The sequence below is a fragment of the Enteractinococcus helveticum genome (assembly GCF_001657475.1).
GTDB classification, from domain to species: domain Bacteria; phylum Actinomycetota; class Actinomycetes; order Actinomycetales; family Micrococcaceae; genus Yaniella; species Yaniella helvetica.
Genome location: NZ_LXEY01000021.1, coordinates 224760 through 249691 on the forward strand (window position 1 = coordinate 224760; position 24932 = coordinate 249691).

Annotated in this window: 20 protein-coding genes; 3 read left to right on the forward strand and 17 right to left on the reverse strand. The window is 56.5% G+C overall.

Annotated elements, in window-relative coordinates; all coding sequences use genetic code 11:
* Positions 1-21 precede the first annotated feature (21 nt).
* From obgE to A6F49_RS11510, 4 genes are all read right to left on the reverse strand, one after another.
* Positions 22-1584: a GTPase ObgE gene (gene obgE / locus A6F49_RS11495; RefSeq protein WP_043058402.1), complete on the reverse strand. Its 1563-nt coding sequence runs from the start codon at positions 1582-1584 to the stop codon at positions 22-24.
* A 96-nt stretch (positions 1585-1680) separates the two neighbouring features.
* Positions 1681-1938, reverse strand: a complete 258-nt coding sequence (gene rpmA / locus A6F49_RS11500) for a 50S ribosomal protein L27 (protein ID WP_043058403.1) — start codon at positions 1936-1938, stop codon at positions 1681-1683.
* Between the two features lie 36 nt (positions 1939-1974).
* A complete protein-coding gene (rplU, locus tag A6F49_RS11505) occupies positions 1975-2283 on the reverse strand; it encodes a 50S ribosomal protein L21 (protein ID WP_043058404.1) in 309 nt (102 codons plus the stop codon).
* 165 nt (positions 2284-2448) lie between these two features.
* Positions 2449-5172 (reverse strand): Rne/Rng family ribonuclease, encoded by a 2724-nt coding sequence (locus A6F49_RS11510; protein WP_052504942.1) that lies wholly within the window; start codon positions 5170-5172, stop codon positions 2449-2451.
* 351 nt (positions 5173-5523) lie between these two features.
* On the opposite strand from A6F49_RS11510, the gene A6F49_RS11515 reads away from it, so the two are divergent.
* The gene (locus A6F49_RS11515; RefSeq protein ID WP_150119471.1) at positions 5524-6141 is read left to right on the forward strand and encodes a vitamin K epoxide reductase family protein; all 618 of its coding nucleotides are present in this window, start codon (positions 5524-5526) and stop codon (positions 6139-6141) included.
* A gap of 10 nt (positions 6142-6151) precedes the next feature.
* Complete coding sequence (locus A6F49_RS11520) at positions 6152-6814, forward strand: NUDIX hydrolase (RefSeq protein WP_082911752.1); 663 nt, start codon at positions 6152-6154, stop codon at positions 6812-6814.
* Between the two features lie 74 nt (positions 6815-6888).
* On the opposite strand, the gene A6F49_RS11525 is transcribed toward A6F49_RS11520, so the two are convergent.
* From A6F49_RS11525 to A6F49_RS11560, 8 genes are all read right to left on the reverse strand, one after another.
* Positions 6889-7266: a PLD nuclease N-terminal domain-containing protein gene (locus A6F49_RS11525; protein ID WP_043058504.1), complete on the reverse strand. Its 378-nt coding sequence runs from the start codon at positions 7264-7266 to the stop codon at positions 6889-6891.
* A 24-nt stretch (positions 7267-7290) separates the two neighbouring features.
* Positions 7291-7680, reverse strand: coding sequence for a hypothetical protein (locus A6F49_RS11530; RefSeq protein WP_043058405.1), 390 nt, complete (start codon positions 7678-7680; stop codon positions 7291-7293).
* Between the two features lie 286 nt (positions 7681-7966).
* Positions 7967-8386: a nucleoside-diphosphate kinase gene (gene ndk / locus A6F49_RS11535; protein WP_043058406.1), complete on the reverse strand. Its 420-nt coding sequence runs from the start codon at positions 8384-8386 to the stop codon at positions 7967-7969.
* A gap of 62 nt (positions 8387-8448) precedes the next feature.
* The gene (locus A6F49_RS11540; RefSeq protein ID WP_043058505.1) at positions 8449-8931 is read right to left on the reverse strand and encodes a DUF4233 domain-containing protein; all 483 of its coding nucleotides are present in this window, start codon (positions 8929-8931) and stop codon (positions 8449-8451) included.
* Entirely contained in the window at positions 8924-10405 is a 1482-nt protein-coding gene (locus tag A6F49_RS11545; protein ID WP_067605787.1) for a bifunctional folylpolyglutamate synthase/dihydrofolate synthase, read from the reverse strand. Before A6F49_RS11545 ends, A6F49_RS11540 begins: the two co-directional genes overlap by 8 nt.
* Positions 10405-13830 (reverse strand): isoleucine--tRNA ligase, encoded by a 3426-nt coding sequence (gene ileS, locus A6F49_RS11550; RefSeq protein ID WP_162840620.1) that lies wholly within the window; start codon positions 13828-13830, stop codon positions 10405-10407. The genes A6F49_RS11545 and ileS overlap by 1 nt, the downstream gene beginning before the upstream one ends.
* A gap of 214 nt (positions 13831-14044) precedes the next feature.
* Positions 14045-15943, reverse strand: a complete 1899-nt coding sequence (locus A6F49_RS11555; protein WP_407643843.1) for an APC family permease — start codon at positions 15941-15943, stop codon at positions 14045-14047.
* Positions 15944-16299: 356 nt separating this feature from the next.
* Positions 16300-17082, reverse strand: coding sequence for an SDR family oxidoreductase (locus tag A6F49_RS11560; protein WP_043058408.1), 783 nt, complete (start codon positions 17080-17082; stop codon positions 16300-16302).
* Between the two features lie 93 nt (positions 17083-17175).
* On the opposite strand from A6F49_RS11560, the gene valS reads away from it, so the two are divergent.
* A complete protein-coding gene (gene valS / locus A6F49_RS11565; RefSeq protein ID WP_043058508.1) occupies positions 17176-19833 on the forward strand; it encodes a valine--tRNA ligase in 2658 nt (885 codons plus the stop codon).
* A 67-nt stretch (positions 19834-19900) separates the two neighbouring features.
* Here valS and A6F49_RS11570 read toward each other — a convergent pair whose 3' ends face one another.
* The 5 genes from A6F49_RS11570 to tig form a co-directional block, all read right to left on the reverse strand.
* Positions 19901-20509, reverse strand: coding sequence for a mycothiol-dependent nitroreductase Rv2466c family protein (locus A6F49_RS11570; protein ID WP_043058409.1), 609 nt, complete (start codon positions 20507-20509; stop codon positions 19901-19903).
* Positions 20510-20518: 9 nt separating this feature from the next.
* Entirely contained in the window at positions 20519-21829 is a 1311-nt protein-coding gene (clpX, locus tag A6F49_RS11575) for an ATP-dependent Clp protease ATP-binding subunit ClpX (protein WP_043058410.1), read from the reverse strand.
* Between the two features lie 171 nt (positions 21830-22000).
* Positions 22001-22651, reverse strand: coding sequence for an ATP-dependent Clp protease proteolytic subunit (locus A6F49_RS11580; protein ID WP_043058411.1), 651 nt, complete (start codon positions 22649-22651; stop codon positions 22001-22003).
* 51 nt (positions 22652-22702) lie between these two features.
* On the reverse strand, positions 22703-23299 hold the full coding sequence (locus tag A6F49_RS11585) for an ATP-dependent Clp protease proteolytic subunit (protein ID WP_043058509.1): 597 nt from the start codon (positions 23297-23299) through the stop codon (positions 22703-22705).
* 210 nt (positions 23300-23509) lie between these two features.
* Complete coding sequence (gene tig, locus A6F49_RS11590) at positions 23510-24850, reverse strand: trigger factor (RefSeq protein WP_043058412.1); 1341 nt, start codon at positions 24848-24850, stop codon at positions 23510-23512.
* Between the last annotated feature and the right edge of the window lie 82 nt (positions 24851-24932).

A 24932-nucleotide genomic window follows, 5' to 3' on the forward strand; every position in this document is an offset into this window, starting at 1 on the left:
AAGGTGCTTTCTTGAGGTGGTCTATTCGTTGTCGGAGTCGTAGTCGGTCCACAACCCGGAACGGCGTTCTTGTTCCATTTCGGCTCGTGTTGCAGCCCGAGCGGCTTTCCGGTCGGCGTAGTCTTGGCGTTTTTCTTCGCGGGTCGGTCGCTGGCGACCTTCCAACCGCGGGTCGGCGCCGCGTGGGCCGGTGAGGTGTTCGGCACCGGTGGTCATGGTGGGTTCCCAGTCAAAGACCACACCGGACTCATCATCGCCGATTACTACGGCATCACCGGGGCGGGCACCAGCTTCAAATAGGGCCTTTTCGATACCAAGACGTTCGAGCCGATCTGCCAGGTACCCAACGGCTTCGTCGTTATCGAAGTTGGTTTGGGCGACCCAGCGTTCGGGTTTGTCACCGCGAATCCGAAACAGCGGTTTTAGGCTGCGTTCTTCTTCGGTGAGGCTGAATTCTTTTGGACGGCCGCGGCGTCGGCGGGCCGGTTCAATCGTAATGGTCTGTGGTAGATCCTCTTGAGCTGCGACTGCCTCGGCGAGCTGTTCACGCGCTTCGGTAACCAGTTGCGCCATCGCGTATTTCAGTTCGTCCAAACCTTTACGGCTGACCGCTGAGATTTCAAAGACGCGCAGGCCGCGTGATTCCAGTTCGGCACGGGTCATATCGGCCATGGCTTGACCATCGGGTAGGTCCGTCTTGTTGATGGCCACCAGTTGCGGGCGTTCATTGAGGGCAATGAGTTGTTCGCCGGCTTCGGTCAGGATGGGTTCTACCGCATAGGCGGAGAGTTCTTTTTCTAACGCGTCGTAGTCGGAGATCGGGTCGCGATCCGATTCGAGTGTTCCGGCATCCAGTACATGGACCAGCGCGTGGGTGCGTTCTACGTGGCGCAAGAACTCCAGCCCGAGCCCTTTGCCTTCCGAGGCACCAGGAATCAGGCCGGGCACATCAGCCACGGTGAAGCGGATACCACCGGCATCCACGACCCCAAGGTTCGGCACCAGGGTTGTGAAGGGATAGTCAGCGATCTTTGGTCGTGCAGCCGAGATGGCGGCAATCAGCGATGACTTTCCGGCCGAGGGGAAGCCCACCAGAGCAATGTCTGCCACGGTTTTGAGTTCCAGGACGAAGCTGCGTTCTTCGCCGGGAATGCCCAGCAGAGCAAAGCCGGGAGCTTTGCGTTTGGGTGAGGCCAGTGCGGCGTTGCCTGCTCCCCCGGTCCCACCTTCGGCGATAATGACTTCTTCGCCTGCAGTGACCATGTCGTGCAAGATGTTGCCGTCGGTGTCTTTGATGACGGTACCTACGGGGACCGGCATGTAGAGGTTTTCACCGTTTTTGCCGTGTTGCAGATCGCCACGCCCGGGTTCACCATTGGTGGCTTTGCGGTGTGGTTGGTGGTGATAGTCCAACAGTGTAGTGACGTCGGGGTCGGCAACCAGAATGATGTTGCCACCGTGGCCACCGTTGCCACCGTCGGGTCCACCGAGGGGTTTGAACTTTTCGCGGCGCACGGAGGTTTCACCGTGTCCACCGTTTCCTGCGGTGGCGTGCACGGTCACACGATCAATGAATTGTGACAATTGGGTTCCTCCGGGCAATGCTGTGGTGAAAACTCAAAGCGGGGGCGGACCAGGGACGGTCCGCCCCCGCTGGAGCGTTATAAAGCGGTTTTCGTCTTAGGCTTCAGCCGGGACGATGTTCACAACTTTGCGACCGCGGCGGCTACCGAATTCAACGGCACCACCTTCGAGTGCGAACAGGGTGTAGTCTTTGCCGACACCGACGTTACGGCCTGGGTGGTATTTGGTACCGCGCTGGCGAACGAGAATTTCGCCTGCGTTGACGACCTGGCCACCGAAACGTTTGATCCCAAGATACTGTGGGTTTGAGTCACGACCGTTACGTGTGGAACTAGCACCTTTTTTTGTTGCCATGAGTTAAATCCTTTACGAGTTGATCCGAAAACTAGTTTACTTGATTTCGGTAATCTTCACGCGGGTCAGGTCCTGGCGGTGACCCTGGCGTTTCTTGTAACCGGTCTTGTTCTTGTATTTCTGGATAACAATTTTCTTCCCGCGGGTGTGCTCAAGCACCTCGGCGGTTACTGTGACCTTATCCAGATCTTTTTTATCTGAGGTGATCTTGTCACCATCGACCAGCATGAGGGCTGGCAGTTCAATTGAGCTGCCGACTTCTGCTGCTTGGCGGTCAAGGACCACCAGGTCTCCTTCAGAGACTTTTTCCTGGCGTCCGCCAGCGCGTACAATCGCGTATGCCATTTGGACTCACTTCTCTCGACGTTAATCAAAAAATGTATTCAGCTGTTTAAACACCTGAGGGTCTTGGCTCACGAGACAAGTTGCCGATATGGGACACCAACTGCCAGGTTTCACAGCACCAAACAGGTAGTCTATCGTTTTTCGCCTCATGAGCCAAATTGATCATCAGCCTGTCGTGCCTGGCGAGGAGATATCCTCCGCCGAGACCCCAACCCCCAGGATTGCTGATGATTTCACAGGTTTCTCAGCCTTCTTGGGCTGATCCTCCACACTGGCCGCAAAGGTTTTACCCTGCGGTTCAGGCGCATCGGTGGCCTGCTGAATCTTGGTGGCGCCGGTGGCCGATGAGGCGGCCCGACGACGCTTCTTGGCAGCCGGTTGGCTCTGAGTCACCTCTTGACGAGGCTGACCCGGCTGCTGTGGCGCCTGCTGTTGCTGCGTCTTGGGTTCGTCTGCCTGCTCAGCGGCCGAGGAAGACTGCTTGGCGCTTTGACCGCCAGTTTGGCCTGCCGAACCCTGCGGAGCTACCGCACGACGACGCTTGCGTGATGAGCGCGAACTGCGCTGACCTTCATCCGAACCAGTTGAGTGATCAGAGTTGTCTGACTGTGGCTGCTGTTTGGCAGGTTTTTCCTGGTCATGATGTTCATCACGCTGCGTGTCTCGTGAGGTATCATCGGCGCGACGGTTCGAGCGGCCACGGTCACTTCTGCGACGACGGCGCGATGATCCTTGCGAGGATTCTTGGGCGTCATCAGTTTGCTGCTTGGTCTCAGCAGCATCCGGCTTGGCGTCCCCATTGTCCTTATTTGTGGTGGCTGCAGCGATCGAGGCCATAGCGTTGCGAGTCTGCTCGGCCTTTTCATGGTGGCCATCATCCTGCTGCTGCGGCTGTTGTTGCTGCTCGTCGCCCTGCTGATCTTTCGTCTGACGACGACGGCTACGACGCGTGCCCGCTTCTCCCCCACGACGACGCTGTGATGACGACGTCTCATAGGGTTTACCGCGTTCAACTGGCTCATCGTGGACGATGATGCCGCGACCCACGCAGTGCTCACAGGTGTGTGAGAATACTTCGACTAATCCGGTGCCCATGCGTTTCCGGGTCATTTGGACCAAGCCCAGTGAGGTCACTTCGGCAACCTGGTGGCGCGAGCGGTCGCGGCCTAGGCATTCGACCAGACGACGCACCACGAGGTCACGGTTGGATTCCAAGACCATGTCGATGAAGTCGACCACGATGATGCCACCGATGTCGCGCAAGCGTAGCTGGCGGACAATTTCTTCGGCTGCTTCCAAGTTGTTCTTGGTCACGGTTTCTTCCAGGTTGCCCCCGGAGCCTGTGAATTTACCGGTGTTGACATCCACCACGGTCATGGCTTCAGTACGGTCAAAGACTAACGACCCACCTGATGGTAGGTTGACCTTGCGATCAAGGGCCTTGTGCAATTGTTCATCGATGCGGTAGTGCCCAAAGAGGTCCGCACCATTGAATGCTTTCGGGTCCCACTGTTCCAGTCGATCCACCAGATCTGGGGCCACGTAGGTGACATAGGCCTGGATCTTGTCCCATACCTCTTCGCCTTCGACTAGCATTTTGGTGAAGTCTTCATTGAACACATCGCGTACCACTTTGATGGTTAGATCCGGTTCGGAGTGCAAGAGTTCTGGTGCTAAGACTTTATTCGACTTGGACTGTGCTTCGATTTCTTCCCACTGCTTGCGCAAGCGGTTGATGTCGTTGAGCAGTTCGTCTTCGGAAATGCCCTCGGCGGCGGTACGAACAATCACGCCGGTCTTATTCGGCAGATTTTCCTTCAGGATCGCCTTGAGACGATTGCGTTCGGTATCGGGCAGTTTGCGGGAGATACCGGTCATCGAACCGCCTGGCACATACACCAGGTAGCGGCCGGGCAGCGAGATCTGTGCGGTCAGGCGGGCACCTTTGTGGCCGACCGGGTCTTTGGTCACCTGCACCAGAACCGAGTCACCAGATTTCAAGGCGTTTTCAATTTTTTTGGCCTTGCCATCCAGTTGGGCGGTATCCCAGTTGACTTCACCGGCGTACAGTACCGCGTTGCGGCCACGGCCGATGTCTACGAATGCGGCTTCCATGGATGGCAGCACGTTTTGTACCTTGCCCAGGTACACATTGCCGATCAACGAATCCTGCTGGGTGTTCGAGACAAAGTGTTCGGCAAACACTCCGTCTTCTAAAACGGCAATCTGAATGCGGGTGTCATGTTGGCGAACCAGCATCTTGCGTTCCACGGATTCCCGGCGGGCCAGGAATTCGGCCTCAGATACCACGGTGTTGCGTTGGCGACCGCGACGTGTTGAACGACGACGTTGACGCTTGGCTTCTAGGCGGGTCGAACCGCGCAGCGAGGTAACTTCATCTGGGCCAGAAGTTGAGGCTTGGCGTGGGGCACGCACCCGGGTAATGGTATCTTCCGGATCGCCTTCACCACCGCCGTCCATTTCTAAATCGACATTGCCACGGCGACGTCGACGACGTCGGTGGGACACCGGCTGATCTTCGTCCATGGGCCGGTGGCGTTCCGCATCGCGTTGACCGCGCGCCGAACGTTTATTGTCGTCACCAGAGTCGTCATCGGTCTGGCGATCCTGCTGGTCGGCGTCGTGTCGATCGTCTCGTTGTTTGCGATTGTTGCGCTGCTGGCGCTTGGTGTTATCGCGTTGACGGTCATCACGGGACCGGTCCTCTTGGGCTTCTTGGCGTTCGGGTTTCTTGCGACGAACGGGAACATGCGAGTAGTCAGGGGCTTGAAAGAGTAGCCCCGTGGGATCATCGGGCAATGGTGTGCCCGCGACAGGTGAAGACTGCGTATATTGAGTTTGTTCTTGAGTTTTATTGGCAGCTGGCATGCTGCGCCTCCCGGACCTAGCCGCGATCCGCACTCATCACGGGTAGGCCAAATCCGATTGCGCGTACGCCATAGCGGCGGATACGCACTACGAAAAAGCCTAAAATGAACCGGTCATTACCGGAGCCAGCAGAAGCATACAAGACGATTCAAAAACTTCAGGAGCTTACGTCGAGGGATTCAACATATTTATTGTCACAATGGAATCAACCTTCGCAGCCGTAAGCCATAAAGCTTCCGCAGGACCCATCGAGTGTGCGTGCACGATGTGGTCTCCACCATTGTGACATACTTTTGGCCAAAACCCGTTATTCTGTGCTCGCACTCAGCTGACGGCCCTATACTTGGCCGCGTGAATACCGCTCTAAACAACTCTTCTGACACCGAAGAACAACCCTGGTACGCCTCCAGTTTCGGCACCGCGATGGTGCTACTGGTAAGCGGCATTATCGGGCTGATTGCCACGTTGGTGTTGACCTATGAACGCGTGCAACTGTGGATGAATCCCGACTATGTCACCTCATGTGACATCAGTGTTTGGGTTTCCTGCGGGACGGTCATGCAGTCCTGGCAGGCCAGCTTATTTGGGTTCTCGAATCAGTTCATTGGCATCGTAGGTTTTACGATCGTCATCACGATTGCCATGGCGATATTTGGTGGGGCACGGTTTGTGAACTGGTGGTGGCATGCAACCTCAATTGGGCTTGGACTTGCCATGATCTTTTGTCTGTGGTTGTGGACCCAGGCGGTGTACGTCATCAACACGCTGTGCATCTACTGCATGATCGTATGGGCCGTGACTATCCCGGCTGCGGTACTCATCTTTGCGCGAAATGTTTCGCAGGACTTGATCAAAGTCACACCACGGACGAAGATGATCATCACAACAGCCACCTGGCCGACGATCATTTTGCTATATGTTGTGATCGCTGGATCAATCCTGCTGCGTTTTGGCGAAGCAATGTTTTAGGACCGTGTAATTGGACGCTCAAAAATTCAATGCCATGCCCCGACCGGAGCTCACCCACCCGTATGTGGCAGCCCGACAGGCCGCTTCCATCATTATGCTGCGCCAGGTGAACTCTGAGCTGCAGGTATATGTCCAACACCGGGCAACCACCATGGACTTTGCGGCCGGGGCCGTGGTGTTTCCGGGTGGTCGCACCGACGCCGAGGATGCGCTGTTTGACTTTGGTGACGAGGTACAGCCGATCTTGCGTCAACATGCCCGCGGCTGGCAGAGAACCTCGCTGGGTTCGGCAATTCCAGGCCGGTCAGTCAAAAATGCTGCCATGATGCTGCGCACCGGTTTGCGCGAAGTAGAAGAAGAAACCGGGGTGGCTCTCAAACCTGACATCATGCGTCCGTGGGCGAATCTGATCACCCCGGTGGGATACCCAAAACGGTTTGATACCTTCTTTTATCTGGCCACTCCAGATGATGATGTGATGCCCGAAAACATCACGACCGAGGCTACTGCGGCAGACTGGCACAGTATCGAATCGATTCTGCACGGTGATGAGGCCAAAAAGATCGCACTGATGCGACCCACGAAGTTCTTGCTGCTGGATATTGTAGAGGCCGGCTCAATCCAAGCACTGCTGGCTCGAGATCCGGTGGTCAACCCAATTCGCGGCTTGTAGGCTCATCGCCTCATGTATCGGTCAATGTGGTGTGGCGTGTAGGGGTTGCAATGATCGGACTCTTCGTTACAGGTTCATGATTGCAACGCTTTTTGTTTTAAGATTGCATATTCTTCCGCAGTGCTGGCACCGTCATCAAGCAGTTGCTTTGCTTGTGCAATATCTGCTGCTGCGCCACCAGTCACACCACGGATGTACGCTGTAGTTACTTCTCGGGTGTCGTCAGCCCGTTTTGTTGCACGTTCACCCATGCCGCCGCCCCGAACGATCAGGTACACAAGTGCGGTGAGAAATGGAAGGAAAATAATAAACACGAGCCATAGGGCTTTCACCCAGCCGTGAAGCTTCCGGTCGCGTACCAGGTCACTCATGATGAAGAAGAGTGTCATCAGGTATGCGATGAAAACAAAGACCGTTACACACCACAGAGTATGCCCCAAATTGTCGACCAAAACTCCATGACAATTGACCTCTTTTTACGCCGATGGTTGAGGTTCAGGCCGCTGTTTCTCCACGATGAGCGGCAGAAGCCACGTGCCCAGGGCAGTCACCAGCCACACCACAAGCGTTGCAAGAACCCAGGTCGTAACTTCCGAAATCTGCAGCCCACCAGGAAAGAGCGATGCGATGAGCAGGGCAACGAACGTTGACAGTAGCTCCACGCCGCCCAGAAGTGCTTCGGCATAGCGCTTGATCGCTTTCTCAATCAGCGGTGATAGCAGACTTTGCGCAACCGCGAACACGATGACAGCGGTCACAAAACCTGGCAGTGAGAGCCTGAAATCATCAAGCAAGAGCCAGGCAAGAACTATGCCCAGCATGGCGCTCCCCAAGAACATCGCCGTTCTGATAATCCAGCGAACCATGGTCATGTCCTTTCACGCAGCTTCGCAACGAGACAGGACTCGGAAAAACAATGTTGTGACCGTGTAATTGCATTATAAGTTGTGGCAAATACAGGTGTCTATGCGTTGGCCAGGTGATTCATCCCAGCGTGACCTCGTTAGTTAGCGCAATATTTTTGAACCTCAGTTTCTGGCCCAAAGACTAAGCGGTATCGAACACCGTCAGGGCTACTTCGACTCCGAAAAGCCCGCTTAAATATTCAAAGGGCACCGATACCGGTGCCCTTTGAATATTAGCGTTTGAGGTTTAGCCGAACCAGAGATCGATCTCGCGCTCTGCAGACAGCGTGGAATCGGAGGCGTGAATGAGGTTCTTCTGGACGCCTTCACCCCAGTCGCGTCCAAGATCGCCGCGGATGGTCCCGGCGTCTGCCAGGGTCGGGTCGGAGATACCGGCCAGCTGGCGGATTCCTTCGATCACGCGGTCGCCTTCAAAGATGGCCGCCACAATCGGGCCGGAGGCCATGAAGTTGACCAGTGGCTCAAAGAACTCTTTGCCCTGGTGTTCTTCGTAGTGTTCAGCCAGCAACTGAGGGGTGGCGTTGAGCATCAGCAGTTCGGTGATCTGATAGCCCTTGCGCTCAATACGCGACAAGATTTCACCGGTCAGTCCACGTTCCACGCCGTCGGGCTTGACGAGTACAAGTGTGCGTTCAGGCTGGCTCATAAAACTTCCTCATTCATCAGCTAGTTCAGGTCACGCGGTTGCGTTACCCTCAACGATCATACCTAATCGGTCTCGGATTCCGTACCGTGTTCTTGTTCCCAGGCTTCTTGTTCTTTGGCTCGTTGAGCGTTTTCGATGTCAATTTGTTGGCCCTTGGTCACGGCGTACCACCAGGCTAAAGCAAATGCGATGCCAACAATGAACCCAAAGGATTCAAAGAAACCGGAGGCAACCAGCATGCCTTGGATAATCCATCCGACGGCGATGCCCACGGGCTTTTTGACAAACCGTGATGTCACCGCGGCAATGAGGGCCAAGGCCAGGCTGCCCAGCAGCATCCAGAGTCCACCGTTGTCTTGGTTCAGGCCATAGAGCATCAGCCCGAATAATGCGATGACGAAGGCTTCACCCAGCAGCACGGTCGAGGCGAACATCACCAAAATGGACCGTTGTTTTTTCTGTTGACCGGGTTTCCACTCGCGTTGTGATCTGGTCTCGCGTTCTGCGCGCCAGGATTCACGGCCGGGTTGTTCTGCGTTACTCATGGTCATCGTCCTCCTGGTCTTCTTGCGGGAAGAAGTCGCTGAAGTCATCGTGGCCTTCGACTTCGACACTGGCATCCGTGGCGGTGGCTTCGGGGCCCAGCAGATCACGGACCTGACCGACCAGGGTGATCGACCCGGTGACAAGGATGCCCGCTCCCCCGGTGCCCGCAGTCAGACTGCGACCGGCGTCTTGAATTCGTGCGTCGATATCACGAACCCCCTGGACTGCCCAGGCGATGGCATCCACCACCGAGTCGGTGGTGAATAGTTGGTCTTCGTCCCAGCCTGCGTCCAGTGCGATCTCGGTGAGCTCTTCGGGGCTGATGGCTCGCGGTGAGTTGGATTTGGTGATGGCCAGGTGTTCGACGTCGTCACCAAAATGATCGAATAGGGCGGTGAGAATACCCAGGGCGTCTTTGTCGTCCAGGATGCCCACGACCAGGCCCAGCGATGAGAAGTTGAAGGTCTCGCGCATGGTTGTCGCGGTGGCTTCGATTCCCTGCGGGTTGTGTGCCGCGTCGATGACCAGCGACGGGTTGGTGCGCAAGAGTTCCAGGCGTCCCGGGCTGGTGACCATTGACAGGCCGTCCTGTAGGATGTCGCGTTGTAGTGGCTGGTCGCCGACTCCCAGAAAGGCTTCCAGCGCTGCGATGGCGACCGCGAGGTTTTGGACCTGGTGGGCGCCGTGCAGCGGTAAAAACAGGTTGTTGTAGTCCGCGGCGAGGCCTTTGATGGAGACCTGTTGTCCCCCAACGGCCACCGAGCGCTCGGTGACGCCGAATTCGATGTTTTCGAATTTGAAGTTGGCGTGTTTCTGTCGGGCGGCTTCCAGTAACACTTGGGCGGCTTCAGGATCTTGGGCCGCGGAGATCAGGTAGCCGTTGTCTTTGATGATCCCTGATTTTTCCACTGCGATCTGCCCCGGGGTGTCGCCGAGTAGCTCGGCGTGGTCAACCGAGATTGGGGTGACCACCGAAACCTGGGCATCGGCGACATTGGTGGCATCGGTGATGCCACCTAAGCCCACTTCTAACACCATGACATCCACGGGGGCATCGGCGAAGATCGCAAAGCCCAGGGCGGTCACAGTTTCGAAGTAGGTGAGTTGTTGTTCACCGGCCTCGACCAGTTTGGCGTCCACCATGTCGATCAACGGGGCGATCTCGTTGAACACGCGCACAAAGGTGTCGTCGTCAACGGGCTCGCCGTCCAGGGTGATGCGCTCGGTGACCTTGACCAAGTGCGGTGAGGTGTAGCGGCCGGTGCGTAGCCCGTGGGCGATGAGGACTTGTTCGATGATGCGCGCCGTCGTCGTCTTGCCGTTGGTGCCGGTCAAGTGGATGACGGGGGCACTGGTTTGGGGGTCGCCCAGTAGTGCCATGATGTCGAACATCGGTTGCATGCGGGGCTCCATTTTATTTTCAGGAGCCCGCGATAACAGGTGTTCATAAACCTGTTCTGCGGTTTCAAACATTAGGCGTCGACTTTCTGCACGGTGACGTCCACGGCTTTGGTGGCGTCGTCGGCGAAGGATTCGCGGGGGTCGGCGGCGTCGGTAGCTTCGAATGCGACCTGCAGCGACAGGGTCTCATTGCTGATCAGGCCTTCGTGGGCGCTGATGGCACTAATCACGGCGTCCGGTCCGGTGATCACGGTGTGAATCCGGTCCGAGACGTCCAGGTCGGCGTCGCGGCGGGCCGATTGGACGGCACGGATAACATCGCGTGCCGCGCCTTCGGCGGCCAGGGTTTGATCAACGGCGGTGTTGAGGATGACAAAGCCCTGTGGGATGACCGCAACGGCGGATTCCGGGTTGTCTGGGTCTTCTTCAACCACCGTGGACAGGTTGTATTCGTTGGGTTCTAGCGCGATGCCACCGGCAACTACGGTGCCGTCGTCTTGGACCTTCCAATCATCGGTTTTGGAGGCCTTGATGACGATCTGGACGTCGCGACCCAGGCGTGGGCCGGCTTCGCGAGCGTCGACGACCAGCTGCTGGGAGATCCCGAAATCTTCGGCCGAGGTGTTGGCCACGTCTACGAGTTTGATGTTCTTCAGGTTCAGCTCATCGGCCAGAATGTCGGTGAATTCTTGGGTGAAGCGCTGGATATCCGGCACGACGACGGTCAGCTCGGACAGTGGCAAGCGCACCCGACGGTTGGCACCCTTGCGCAAGGAGGAGGCCGACGAGGCGATCGTGCGGACTAATTCCATGGTGTCTTGGAGTTGTTCGGCCTCGGCACCGGATGGGAAGAGGTCGGCGTCCGGGTAGTCGGTCAGATGCACCGAGCGTCCACCGGTCAGTCCGCGCCAGACTTCTTCGGCGACCATGGGCATCAGTGGGGCGGCAGCACGCACGAAGGCTTCCAGCACGGTGTACAGGGTGTCCAGGGCCTGGGTGTCTTCGGCGAAGAAGCGCTGACGCGACCGGCGGATGTACCAGTTGGTCATGGTTTCCATGTAACCGCGGATGGCTTCGGTGGCTCCGGAGACGTTGTAGTCATCTAGCGAGGTTTTTACATCGCGCAGCATGGTGCCGGTGGCGGCCAGGATGTACTGGTCCAGCGGGTCGGTGGATTCATACCGGAAGGAGGCCTGGTAGCCTTCGGGGCGTTTGCCGCCGTCGGTGGCCGAGTTGGCATACAGACTAAAGAAATGCCAGACGTTCCAGGCCGGCAGGATGGCCTGGCGGGCGGCTTCGCGGATGCCTTCTTCGGTGACAATCAGGTTGCCGCCGCGCAGGATGGGCGAGGCCATCAAGAACCAGCGCATCGCATCTGAACCGTCACGGTCTAAGACCTCGTTGACGTCGGGGTAGTTCTGCAGGGACTTGGACATCTTGTTGCCGTCGGAGCCCAGCACAATACCGTGAGAGATGACGTTCTTGAAGGCCGGACGGTTGAACAGTGCGGTACCCAGCACGTGCATGGTGTAGAACCAGCCGCGGGTCTGGCCGATGTATTCAACGATGAAGTCGGCCGGGTTGTGGGTGTCGAACCAGTCCTTATTCTTCATCGGGTAGTGGACCTGGGCGTATGGCATCGAACCGGAGTCGAACCAGACATCTAGGACGTCTTCGACGCGACGCATCATCGATTTGCCGGTTGGGTCATCCGGGTTTGGACGTACCAGTTCATCGATCCATGGACGGTGGAGGTCGACCTCACCCTCGGCGTTGCGGGGCAGTTTACCGAAGGCTTCTTCGATTTCAGCTAAGGAACCATAGACGTCGATGCGCGGGTAGTTTGGGTCATCAGATTCCCATACCGGGATGGGCGAACCCCAGTAACGGTTGCGTGAGATTGACCAGTCGCGAGCGTTTTCTAACCATTTACCGAACTGGCCGTGTTTGACGTTGCCTGGGATCCAGTTGATTTCTTCGTTGTGCGCGAGCATGTCGTCTTTGAAGTCGGTGACTTTGACATACCAGGAGGTGATCGCACGGTAGATCAGCGGGGTGCGGCAGCGCCAGCAGTGTGGGTAGGAGTGCTCGTAGGATTGTTCACCTAACAGCAAGCCCTGGGCGCGCAGTGCACGGATGATGGTGCGGTTGGCTTCAAAGACCTGGACGCCGGCGATGTCTTTGAGTACACCGCCACCAAGGTTCTCATCGCCAAACAGGGGCAAAAAGTTGGCACCTTCGTCAACCGAAAGGACCACGGGGATGCCGTGGGCTTCGTTGACTCGTTGGTCTTCTTCACCATAGGCCGGAGCCTGGTGAACCAGGCCAGTACCGTCTTCGGTTGAGACATAGTCATCGACCAGGATGCGGAACGCGTTTTGCGTGCCGTAGGTTTCGGCATCAGCAAAGTAAGTGAACAGCGGCTCATAAGCCAGACCGGCCAGCTGTTGACCGGTGTAGGTTGCTTCGATAGCGGCCACAGCAGCATCGGCGTCATCGTAGCCGAGCATCTTGGCGTGGGCACGCACCCGGTCGGTTGCCAGCAGGACTTTGGCGGCGCCGAAGGAATCGACTTCTGCGGCTACTACCGGCACCACGGCGTATTCGATGTCTGGACCGGCGGCCACCGAAAGGTTGGTGGGCAGCGTCCACGGGGTGGTCGTCCAAGCCAATACGCCAACACCGGTCAGGGCTTCAGCGGTTTCGGCGGTGATACCACCTTCAGGTACCAGGGCTGGGTTGGCTGGCAGGCCGGTGACCTTGAACTGGACGGTGACCGATGGGTCTTGACGCATCTTGTAGACGTCGTCGTCCATGCGCAGTTCGTGGTTGGATAGGGGGGTTTCGTCGTTCCAGCAGTATGGCAGCACGCGGAAACCCCGGTAGGTTAGATCACGCTCATGCAGGGTCTTGAAGGCCCAGATGACGGATTCCATAAAGGATGGGTTCAGGGTTTTGTAGTCGTTTTCGAAATCAACCCAGCGGCCCATGCGGTTGATGTATTCGCGCCATTCTTGGGTGTATTCCAACACCGAGGCGCGGCAGGCGTCGTTGAATTTATCGATGCCCATTTCTTCAATCTCGGCTTTATCTGTCATGCCGAGTTGTTTCATGGCTTCCAATTCGGCCGGCAGCCCGTGGGTGTCCCACCCGAAGCGTCGCTCCACGCGGCGACCCTGCTGGGTTTGGTAGCGCGCAACGAGGTCTTTGACGTAGCTGGTCAGCAGGTGGCCGTAGTGCGGCAGGCCGTTGGCAAAGGGTGGGCCGTCATAGAACACGAACTCATTATTGTCGCCGTCGACTTCTGCCGGACGGTTATCTATGGAGGCTTGGAAGGTGCCGTCTGCATCCCAGTATTTTAAGATCAGCTCTTCAATGGCGGGCAGATTTGGGGTGGACGGTGTGGAACCGTTTTGAACCCATTGATCATGGGAACTAGCCAGAGGGTACACAGTTACCTTCCTTGCATCGACGTTGGTTGTCACGTGTATATACATGTGCAAGGACGCCTGACGACGCGGTACCACCCTGCTTATCTTGGAATACTCCAAGACCGCTTATAACAGCTATATCGGGCTGACCCGTTCGGTTCTACTGAGCATGTGCCGTTCTTCCGAAGCACTCCCCGATGATGGTCGGATCACTGCGCAATCGCAACCATCCTACAACATATTTGAGGCCATGAAATCAGCTCTACGCAAGGTTTTGCGCTTAGGCGACATGCACGATTGGCCGGTGGCGCACATTGGGTTCAGCTTCGCGGAGCACTTCCCGGGTGACCGATGCGATCGAACCCTCCCCAAAGACCAGGTAGCGCAGAATATTGGTCACCGGGGTTGCTTCGGTCCATTGGAAATACACGTGGGTTTCACAGTCCAGGGCATCTCGTAGATACAGGGCAATTGCCGCGATGGTGTTGGCGACCGTTGTGCCTTCAGCAACCAGCACGTGATAGCCGTAGCGTTGAACACCGCGCACCATGACATCGGTTTCAAATTCTGAACTATCGGCGACCACGACTTCGATAAATAACACCCCGTCGACCGGCAGGTTGTGCGCTGCCTGGGCTTTGCTCAGAGATTGGCGATAGCGCTGGGCGGCAACGTGTCTGGGGTTATGGGCAATGAGTCGCAGCACGCCGTCGGAATGCTGTTCCAGCAGGTGCTGGGCGGGCGCATCAAAGTGGATGGAGGTAGCGCGCAGTTCGGTTGAGCGCACGGCTCGAGAAATGAGGCTGACCACTAGGATGGCCAGGATGAAGCTGCCGGCAATTTTGATGCCGTCGGGGCGTTCAATAATATTTGCGATCGTCGTGTAAATAAAGATGACGGCGATACCGCCATATCCGAGCATGGCGCCCCGCTGAGCTTTGTGCCGTGCCGCCAGGGTGACGGCGATGGCTGCCGAAGTGATCAGCACCAGCACCCCGGTGGCATAGGCGCCGCCTTGAGCATCGACGTCGGCCTGGAAGATAACCGTGATGACAAAGGCGATGGCTGCGAAAACAAACACCAGTGGACGGTTGCGTTGTGTCCAGGCCGGGGCCATCCCGTAGTGCGGTAAATATCGGGGCACCAGGTTCAGCAGCCCGGCCATTGCCGAGGCGCCAGCGAACCATAGAATCGCCACCATAATGACGTCATAGACCGTCCCAAATACCGGCCCTAGATACTCATGGGCAAGATAGGCCAGGGCACGGCCGTTGGCTGGGCCGCCCGCTTCGAAGGCTGCAGCCGGAATCAGCACCACCGTGGTGATTGACGAGGTGATCAAAAACGCGCTCATGATCAGCGCTGAGGTGGTCAGCAGGTGTTTGGTGTGACGGATACGACCGGTTGGCTGAGCCTCGGTATCGGTGGCGTCCCCTCGGATCTGGGGCATGACGACGACGCCGGTTTCAAATCCTGACAGACCCAGCGCAAGCTTGGGGAAAACGAGCAGGGCCACTGCGACGGCGAATAAGGGATCGCCGTGCTGGGTGGTGAGCACCGTCCACCAATTACTCACCACTACAGGCTGTTGCAATAGATGGACGAATGCGACCACAATGACGATACCGTTCACGGCCAGAAACGCGGTGACTAGGACCGTGGCAACCCGGATGGCTTCTCGAAAACCCCACAGGAAGATCAGCGCGAGCCCGGCTAATAGGACCAGGGTGGTGACCACTTCCCTGCCGTTCACCACGGATGAGGCCACGGGGTTCTCGCTCAGATGGGCTGTGGCATCTGAAGCTGACAGAGTCATTGTAATGACGAAGTCGGTGACGACAAAACCCAATAAGATCAGCACCGCAAGTTTGCCTGCCCAGCGTGGCAGCAGTTTGGCCAGCATGGCGATCGAACCGGTACCGTGTGGGCTTTCTTGTGCGACGCGACGATACACCGGTAGTGCACCGGCCAACGTGACGACCACCAGCACAATGGTTGCTGCCGGAGCAATGACCCCGGCTGCCAGGGCGGCGATCGCGGGTTGATATCCCAAGGTCGAGAAATAATCCAGGCCGGTCAGACACATGACCCGCAGCCAGTGAGCACGATCGTCGTGGTCTTCTACCCGCCCGTGTGGCCCGGCATGACGACCATGCGGCACCGAGGTGTCGGCCAGCATCCAGCGGCGCAGACGTTTGATGTGTCTTGGTTGCGCTTGCTGCTCTGGGGCGGCGTGATGTGCCGGGTCCGGTCTGTGGGCTCGTTGCCAATCATGCGCATTGTGCTGGCCATCCATGGCCTTCCGATCACCTGTGGTTCCCATGCTCGCTCACCGTGCCTGGTGCGCTCATCGCAGACGCGAGGTCAGCGGTTTATGGGCTGGTTCAATCGTAGTCCTTCCCACGGCTCGGCGGGAGTCCCCTCATCGCACATTGGCTCGCCCCAGCCGAAACTCAATCTCATACAACCAGGCGTTATCACTTACCGGTCGGGTACGTCGTGTCCGGTGAGAACTCGACCGGTGGTAGGCGATACTTAGGCGCTGTCTTGAGCATCGCGAATGAGCTTGTGTTGGGCGGCCTGTTTGACCGGGCGCATCACGATTTCATCCAGGTTAATGTGGTGGGGAAGATTCACGGCATAGGCGCAAACATCGGCAACGTCTTCTGCGGTCAACGGCTTGTCGACTCCGGCATATACATCCGCGGCTTTGCTGGCGTCACCGCGCATACGATTGAGTGCAAACTCATCGGTCTTCACCAGACCAGGCAACACCTCGATGACGCGAATATTGTGCTCGGCTTCTTCCAACCGTAGGGCTCCGGTCATGGCGTGCTGACCAAATTTGGCTGCGTTATACCCGGCGCCGCCTTCATATGCGACGACACCGGCCGTTGAAGTGAGATTCAAAATCGTTCCGGCACCGTGCGCTCGCAGCATTGGTAAGAATTGCTTGATGACCCGCAGCGAGCCCAGCACGTTGGTGTCGATCATCCATTCCCAATCGGCCAGATCTGCCTCGGCGATTGGTTCAGCACCCATCGCCCCACCAGCGATATTCAATACGGTGTCGACACCGCCCTGGGCCTCAACCGTCTCATAAAGCGCCGTCACGGAAGCATCATCGGTGACATCGGCAGCTACCGGGATCAGCACTCCGGGCAGGTCCTGGCACTCTGCCGCGAGGTTCTCGAGGTTGTCGGTGCGGCGGCCGGCGGCAAATACCTTCCAACCGTTACGGACAAGTTGCAGTGCGGTGGCACGACCAATCCCGGAGGTTGCTCCGGTGACAAGGGCAGCAGGTTGTTCAGCAGTCATGTGCACCACCCTAAAACAGGGCGGGCGAAATATCGATGTTTGCGGTGACGTCAGAGACCAGGATCAGTGTCAGAATATGAAACAATAGTGGCCATGGCTGAAAATACGATGGGCACAGACACGCCCAAAACGATAAGTGTTCCAGATCGCGTCGGTCTGGAAGGACTCGAAGAAAAATTTAGCACCCGGTGGGAAGAAGACCGGGTGTATGCATTTGATCCGAACACCACCCGCGACCAGGTCTACTCGATTGACACCCCGCCACCAACGGCCTCGGGCTCGTTGCACGTCGGCCACGTGTTCTCCTATACCCAAACCGATGTAATCGCCCGGTTTATGCGCATGTGCGGCAAAAACGTGTTCTATCCGATGGGCTGGGACGACAACGGTCTGCCTACTGAACGCCGCGTGCAGAACTATTTTGGTGTCCGCACCGATACCTCGGTTGCCTATGATCCGAACTATCAGCCGCCTGCACAACCGGCCAAGAACCGCCGCGACTGGGACGTGGTTTCGCGCCAGAACTTCATCGAGCTGTGCTTGGCACAATCTCGCGATGACGAAGTGATCTATGAACAGCTCTTCACACAACTCGGTCTATCGGTTGACTGGAATTTGAGCTACCGCACGATTGATGACCACTCACGCGAAATTTCACAGCGGGCATTCCTGCAAAACCTTGCCGACGGTCACGCCTACAATGCCGAAGCGCCCACCATGTGGGATGTCACCTTCCAGACTGCGGTTGCTCAGGCTGAGTTGGAAGACAAAGAAGTTCCAGGAGCCTACTACCGCTACCCGTTCTTTGCTGAAGATGGCTCAGAAGTCTTCATTGAAACCACCCGTCCAGAACTGCTGGCAGCATGCTCAGCACTGGTCGCACACCCGGACGACGAACGCTACCAGCACCTATTCGGCAAGACCGTCACCTCTCCCCTGTTCGATGTTGAAGTTGAGGTCTACCCACATGAACTGGCACAGCCTGACAAGGGTGCCGGTATCGCCATGGTCTGTACCTTCGGCGACCAGAACGACATCACCTGGTGGCGCGAGCTGCAACTACCAACTCGCACCCTGATCGGTCGCGACGGGCGATTTGCTCGCGAAACTCCTGAATGGATCACCTCAGAGCGCGGTATCGAAAACTATGCCCAGCTCGCCGGGAAGACCGTCTTCTCGGCAGAAAAAGCCGTCATCGAAATGTTGGAAGCAGCAGAACTGCTCGATGGCGAACCAAAGAAGATCATGCACGCAGTGAACTTCTTTGAAAAAGGCGACAAGCCCCTAGAAATTGTCACCTCGCGTCAGTGGTACCTGCGTAATGGTGGCCGCGACGCTGAACTGCGCAATAAGCTCATCGAACGCGGCAACGAGCTGGAGTGGCACCCCGGATTCATGCAGTCCCGGTACGCTAACTGGGTCGAAAACCTCTCAGGCGACTGGTTGGTCTCCCGCCAGCGCGTCTTCGGCGTGGCAATCCCCCTGTGGTACCGCTTGGACGAAGAAGGCAATCCAGACTACGAGAACCCGATTGCCCCATCCGATGAGCAACTGCCTGTGGATCCGTTGGAAGATATTCCAGCAGGCTTCACCGCGGATCAACGCGATGTGCCAGGTGGTTTCACCGGTGACCCAGACGTGCTGGACACCTGGGCTACCTCATCGCTGACTCCCCAGATCATTGGGCAGTGGTCCAAGGACGACGAGTATTTCAATAACGTCTTCCCATTTGATCTGCGCCCCCAGGGCCACGACATCATCCGGACCTGGCTGTTCTCGACCGTTGTTCGCGCCGACCAGCTGCAGGACACCGTACCGTGGAAGCACACCGCACTCTCTGGCTGGGTGCTAGATCCACAGCGTCAGAAGATGTCCAAGTCCAAGGGCAATGTTGTGGTTCCAACCGACATCCTGGATGAGTTTGGCGCTGATGCGGTGCGTTACTGGGCGGCTTCTGCTCGCCTGGGTTCGGACACCGCGTATGAAGTCAACCAGATGAAAATTGGTCGTCGTTTGGCGATCAAGCTGCTCAATGCCTCGAAGTTCGCTTTGAACCTTGGTGCGACCCAAGACAAGATCGTCTCAACCGCTGATGATGCTGCAGTCATCACTCATCCATTGGATCAGTCACTGCTGGCTCAGCTGCATGAGGCGATCGTGCAGGCCACCCGGGCGTTCGAAAAGTATGACTATGCTCGCACCCTGAATCTAGTCGAGACCTTCTTCTGGCACTTCACTGATGACTACATCGAGCTCATCAAAGACCGTGCGTACGGTTCTCGTGGTGAAGCCGAACAGGCATCGGTCGTGGCCACCTTGGCAACAGCCCTTGATGCACTCCTGCGCTTGTTGGCACCGTTCCAGCCATTTGCCACCGATGAGGTCTGGTCATGGTGGCGTACCGGTTCGGTACACAAAACGGCGTGGCCAGGACTAGAAAACGAGTTGGCTGGTATTGCCACTGCTGCACATACCGGAAATGTCGAAGTCCTCTCGACCGTTACTCGCGCCATTTCCCGCATCCGCAAGGCCAAATCGGATGCGAAGGTCAAACAGCGTACCGAGGTGGTCGCTGCGACGATCACGGCTACCGAGGATCGCATCATCGAGCTCAAAGCTGGCTTGGATGATCTGCGTGCCGCCGGAAATGTCACGGACCTCCAACTGACTGCTGGCGAAGCGATCACCGGTGAGGATGACGAAATCATTGATTTGCGTCTCACCGAGGTCGAGCTGGCACCGGCTGAGTAACACAGTTCAGAATGCAACAAACCCCCACAGGTTCTAAACCTGCGGGGGTTTGTTCATTGGTCTGTGATTAGCTGAACTCTGGCTTGGTGTTGCGTGCGCGCTTGAGTTCGTAGAAGTATGGATACTCGACGAGCGTGGAGAAACCGTCCCAGATCTTGCCGGCTTCTTCTCCGCGTGGGATGCGAGTCATGACCGGGCCAAAGAATGCGGAGTCACCGATGGCGATGATAGGGGTTCCAACGTCGTCTCCGACAAGTTCAAGTGCGCACCTGGTGGATTCGCGCAGTCCCTCGTCGTACGTGTCTTTCTTGGATTCTTCGAAAATCTCGTTGGCATCATCGACGCCAATTTCTGCGAGAGCTTCGGTCATGGCATCGTCATAGCGCTCCGTGCCGTAGCCTTCGTTGTGAATGCGAGTACCTGCAGCGGTATAGAACTCACTGACTTTCTCGGCTCCGTGGCGTTCGCGGACTGCCAGTGCGGTGCGAGCTCCTTGCCAGATAGCCTTGGTGCCCGGATCATCTTGATCCTGGTGCTTTTCATTCAAGACACCCAGCGAGATGACTTCGAAATCGACTTTGATGTCGCGGACCTGTTCGACTTCGCGGATCCAACGTGAAGTAATCCATGCAAATGGGCAGGCAGGGTCGAACCAAAATTTGACTGTTTGTGCCAAGCTGTCTCCTTAGGCGGTTTTATTGCGACGTTTGCGGGCGACTTCCCGCGAAACCATGACCGGTTGTCCTGTACCGTCAACGGTTTCTTTGGTGATGGTAACTTGTGCGATATCGTCGCGGGATGGCAAATCGAACATGATCGGTTGCAGTACGTCTTCAATAATAGAGCGAAGACCACGAGCACCAGTCCCCCGGGCTTCTGCTTTCGCAACAATGGCCTCTAACGCTTCCTGGTCAAAATCCAGTTGCACGCCATCGAGTGCAAACATTTTTTGGTATTGCTTGCTCAGCGCATTTCTCGGCTCGGTGAGCACCCGGATCAAGGCGTCTTCGTCGAGATGTTCTACGGCGGTGATGACCGGCAGACGTCCAATGAATTCTGGGATGAGGCCGAACTTGATGAGATCTTCGGGTTGAACGTCCAGGAATGATGGCGCATCTTCGTCTCCGGCGACTTTCAGCGGAGCACCAAAACCGATGGATTTTTGTCCTGCACGGGCATCAATAATGTCTTCAAGTCCAGCAAATGCACCCGCAACAATAAAGAGGATGTTGGAGGTATCAAGTTCCAAGAACTCTTGGTGTGGATGCTTGCGGCCACCTTGAGGCGGCACCGAAGCAACTGTTCCTTCAAGAATCTTCAGCAGCGATTGCTGAACACCTTCGCCCGAGACATCACGGGTGATGGATGGGTTCTCGGATTTACGCGAGATTTTGTCGATCTCGTCGATGTAGATGATGCCCTTTTCGGCTTTGGCGACGTCGTTGTCTGCTGCTTGAATGAGTTTGAGCAGAATGTTTTCAACGTCTTCACCGACATAGCCTGCTTCGGTGAGCGAGGTCGCGTCAGCAACGATGAACGGAACGTCGAGTCGTCTGGCCAGGGTTTGGGCCAGATAGGTCTTCCCTGAGCCGGTCGGTCCGACCAACATGATGTTGGACTTGCCGATTTCGACTTCATCTAGATGCGAGAAGTCGACATCCGTGCCGAAGGCTTCTCGCATTGAAGCTTTAATGTTGTCTTGGGCGTGAACGCGCTTGTAGTGGTTATATACCGCTACTGACAGTGCCGCTTTGGCTCGTTCTTGTCCAATGACGTAGTCATCAAGGTGGGCGTAGATTTCTTGCGGGGTGGGCAGGACGAATTCGCTGCTCTGAGTGACCTCGGCAAGTTCTTCTTCGATTATCTCGTTGCACAGCTCGATGCACTCATCACAAATATAAACACCAGGTCCGGCGATGAGCTTACGCACCTGCTTCTGAGTTTTCCCACAAAAGGAACACTTCAGCAGATCTGCTGATTCTCCGATTCGAGCCATTTCATCTCCTTATGCACCTTACTAGTCCAGCATAAATGGTCAGGAGGTTATTCCCCGGGAGGTTGCTCCAGGCGTGGATAACTTTATTTGCCGCTGTCATCGGGCGTATTCGCCGTGTGCAAACAAACGCGCCCTACCTTCTATGGTAGGGCGCGTGCTGCATGATCGGGGCTACTGTGCCGTCTTTTTACGAGATTCCAGCACTTCGTCGATCAGACCGTATTCTTTGGCCTGTTCGGCCGACAAGAATTTATCGCGGTCGATGTCCTCGCGAACCTCGTCTGCGGTCTTGTTGGTGTGGTTGGCCAGCGTTTCTTCCATCCAGGTACGAATACGTAGCAGTTCGTCTGCGTGAATCTGCAGATCGGTTGCCGTACCGCGGTCTCCACCCATCGATGGCTGGTGGATCAATACACGCGAGTTGGGCAATGCCAAGCGTTTACCTGGAGCACCGGCAGCCAGCAGGACTGCGGCAGCTGAAGCGGCCTGTCCGAGGGCAACGGTCTGGACTTCGGGGCGAATGAACTGCATGGTGTCATAGATAGCAGTCATCGCCGTGAAGGAACCACCCGGTGAGTTGATGTACAGGGTGATGTCACGATCCGAGTCCATGGCTTCCAACACGAGTAGCTGTGCCATGACATCGTCTGCTGAAGCGTCATCGACCTGGGTACCCAAGAAGATGATGCGGTCTTCGAACAGACGAGCGTATGGGTCCTGGCGTTTGAAACCGTATGGTGTGCGCTCTTCAAACTGCGGCAGGATGTAACGGTTAGAAGGCATCGGGGTGGCCGGTGTGCCCTGTGGCATTTCGAAGTTCATTAAAGTCTCCTGAAGAAAATATTAGATTCTGTGTCGCGACTGGGCAGCCGGTTATTTTTTGTCGATTCCGCCGCCACCGACCATGGATGCGGTTCCGGAAGCGATGTGGTCGAAGAATCCGTATTCAAGGCCTTCTTCAGCCGTGAACCATTTGTCACGTGCGTTATCTTCGAGGATGCGTTCTACCGGTTGGCCGGTCTGCTCAGCGGTGAGTTCGGACATGACTTGTTTCATGTGCATGATCAGCTGTGCCTGAATGCGAATATCCGACTCGGTACCACCAATGCCGCCGGAAGGCTGGTGCATCAGGATACGGGCGTGCGGCGTGGCATAACGTTTACCGGGGGTACCGGAGGACAGCAAGAACTGGCCCATGGAGGCGGCCAGACCGGTGGCAACAGTCACCACATCGTTTGGAATGAGCTGCATGGTGTCATAGATGGCCATACCGGCGGTTACGGATCCACCTGGCGAGTTGATGTACAAGAAGATGTCAGATTCTGGATCTTCTGCACTGAGCAGGAGCATCTGAGATGCGATGGTGTTGGCGTTGTCATCGCGGACCTCTGATCCAAGCCAGATGATGCGCTCTTTGAGCAAGCGGTTGTAGATGTAGTCTTCACGGCTGGCTGGATCTACCGAGGCCATTCGTGGTGCGTGGGACGAGTCAGTCACGACGTCCTACCTTCCTTCACTTGCGTGATTGGTTTAGCAAACTTGTTCTGGTCAACGACATTACTGGGCGAAACACAACTTGAGCAGAGTTGACTCACGCTTTTCGCTGTCAGCCGTGATTGTACTTAAATAGCCGAGGTCCACCCCCTATTGTAGGAGCGGACCTCGACGTTTGGGCAAGACTTAGTTGTTGTCTTCTTCTGCTTCTTCTGCGGTTTCTTCTTCACCCTCTGGGTTGAGGAAGAACGACAGGTCGACGTCGTTGCCTTCGGTGTCTACGACCTTGGCTTCTTCGAGGACAGCAGCAAGGGCTTTACGACGGCGAACTTCGCCCATGATCATTGGGACCTGGCCGGCCTGATCCAGCATCTGTGCAAACTGGTTTGGATCCATACCGTACTGGGAAGCTGAGCTCAGGATGTATTCGATCAGTTCGGACTGTTCGACCTGAATTTCTTCCTGGTCTGCGATTGCATCAAGGACGACTTCGTTGATGAACGCCTCACGGAAGTTCTCTTTGACTTTTTCGCGGTGTTCTTCTGTGTCGTGCTCGTCGCCTTCGGTGTGTCCCTGAGAGGTGAAGTGCTGTTCAACCTGCTCGGCGAGCATGTTTTCTGGAACAGGAACTTCAACGAGTTTCAGCAGTTCTTCCAGTGCGTTTTCGCGTGCTTCGACGCCCTGGTTGGTTTTGGCTTCTTCAGCCGCCTGGTTCTTCAGGTCTGCTTTGAGTTCGTCAATGGTGTCGAACTCGGATGCTAGCTGAGCGAAGTCGTCATCAGCTTCTGGCAGTTCGCGTTCTTTGACGGATTCCAGAACTACTTTGACGGTTGCTTCTTCACCGGTGTGCTCGCCACCGGCAAGGGTGGTTTCGAAGATCGCGTCTTCGCCGGCGGAGAGACCTTCGAGGGCTTCATCGAGGCCGTCGAGCATGGTGCCAGACCCGATTTCGTAGGACAGGCCTTCGGCGGTGTCGACTTCTTCATCATCGATGGTTGCGTTCAGACCGATGGTGACGGTGTCACCCTTGTCGGCTGGACGATCAACGTCAACGAGGGTTGCGAAGCGTTCGCGCAGATCGTCAAGAACTTTTTGTTCTTGTTCTTCGCTGACGGTAACTGGCTCAACGGTAACTTCCAGGCCTTTATAGTCTGGCAGTTCTACGGTTGGACGAATGTCGAATTCGGTGTTGAACTTCAGGGGTGCTTCGTCGTCACCTTCGTTGCCTGGCACGGACGTGACATCAACTTCTGGGCGAGTCAGTGGTGACAGCTCGTTGTCACGAAGAGCTTCTTGGAAGAATGCATCAAGGTTGTCATTGACTGCGTTTTCGATAACGAAACCACGCCCGACGCGCTGGTCGATCAAGCGTGATGGAACTTTGCCCTTACGGAAGCCAGGGACCTGAATTTGGTCTGCAAGTGATTTGTAAGTAGCATCGATACGCGGTTTGAGTTCTTCGAAAGGAACCTCAACCTCTAGTTTGACCCGAGTTGGGGCGAGGTTTTCAACGGTGGATTGGACCACGTAGGACTCCTGGATTCTAATCGGAATTTCTATGGTTTCGGTACTTGCCGAATTACATCATATGCTTCCGACAGCACCATGC

Excerpts from the sequence above, each read along its gene's own strand:
- valS (WP_043058508.1), top strand. The coding sequence starts at position 17,176 with ATGGCTGAAAATACGATGGGCACAGACACGCCCAAAACGATAAGTGTT.
- A6F49_RS11510 (WP_052504942.1), bottom strand. The coding sequence starts at position 5,172 with ATGCCAGCTGCCAATAAAACTCAAGAACAAACTCAATATACGCAGTCT.
- A6F49_RS11585 (WP_043058509.1), bottom strand. The coding sequence starts at position 23,299 with ATGGCCTCGGTAGATCCAGCCAGCCGTGAAGACTACATCTACAACCGC.
- A6F49_RS11540 (WP_043058505.1), bottom strand. The coding sequence starts at position 8,931 with ATGAGTAACGCAGAACAACCCGGCCGTGAATCCTGGCGCGCAGAACGC.
- rplU (WP_043058404.1), bottom strand. The coding sequence starts at position 2,283 with ATGGCATACGCGATTGTACGCGCTGGCGGACGCCAGGAAAAAGTCTCT.
- A6F49_RS11560 (WP_043058408.1), bottom strand. The coding sequence starts at position 17,082 with ATGACTGCTGAACAACCTGCTGCCCTTGTCACCGGAGCAACCTCCGGG.
- ndk (WP_043058406.1), bottom strand. The coding sequence starts at position 8,386 with ATGAGCCAGCCTGAACGCACACTTGTACTCGTCAAGCCCGACGGCGTG.
- rpmA (WP_043058403.1), bottom strand. The coding sequence starts at position 1,938 with ATGGCAACAAAAAAAGGTGCTAGTTCCACACGTAACGGTCGTGACTCA.
- A6F49_RS11580 (WP_043058411.1), bottom strand. The coding sequence starts at position 22,651 with ATGAACTTCGAAATGCCACAGGGCACACCGGCCACCCCGATGCCTTCT.
- ileS (WP_162840620.1), bottom strand. The coding sequence starts at position 13,830 with ATGTATATACACGTGACAACCAACGTCGATGCAAGGAAGGTAACTGTG.
- A6F49_RS11530 (WP_043058405.1), bottom strand. The coding sequence starts at position 7,680 with ATGGTTCGCTGGATTATCAGAACGGCGATGTTCTTGGGGAGCGCCATG.
- A6F49_RS11555 (WP_407643843.1), bottom strand. The coding sequence starts at position 15,943 with ATGCTGGCCGACACCTCGGTGCCGCATGGTCGTCATGCCGGGCCACAC.
- A6F49_RS11545 (WP_067605787.1), bottom strand. The coding sequence starts at position 10,405 with ATGTTTGAAACCGCAGAACAGGTTTATGAACACCTGTTATCGCGGGCT.
- clpX (WP_043058410.1), bottom strand. The coding sequence starts at position 21,829 with ATGGCTCGAATCGGAGAATCAGCAGATCTGCTGAAGTGTTCCTTTTGT.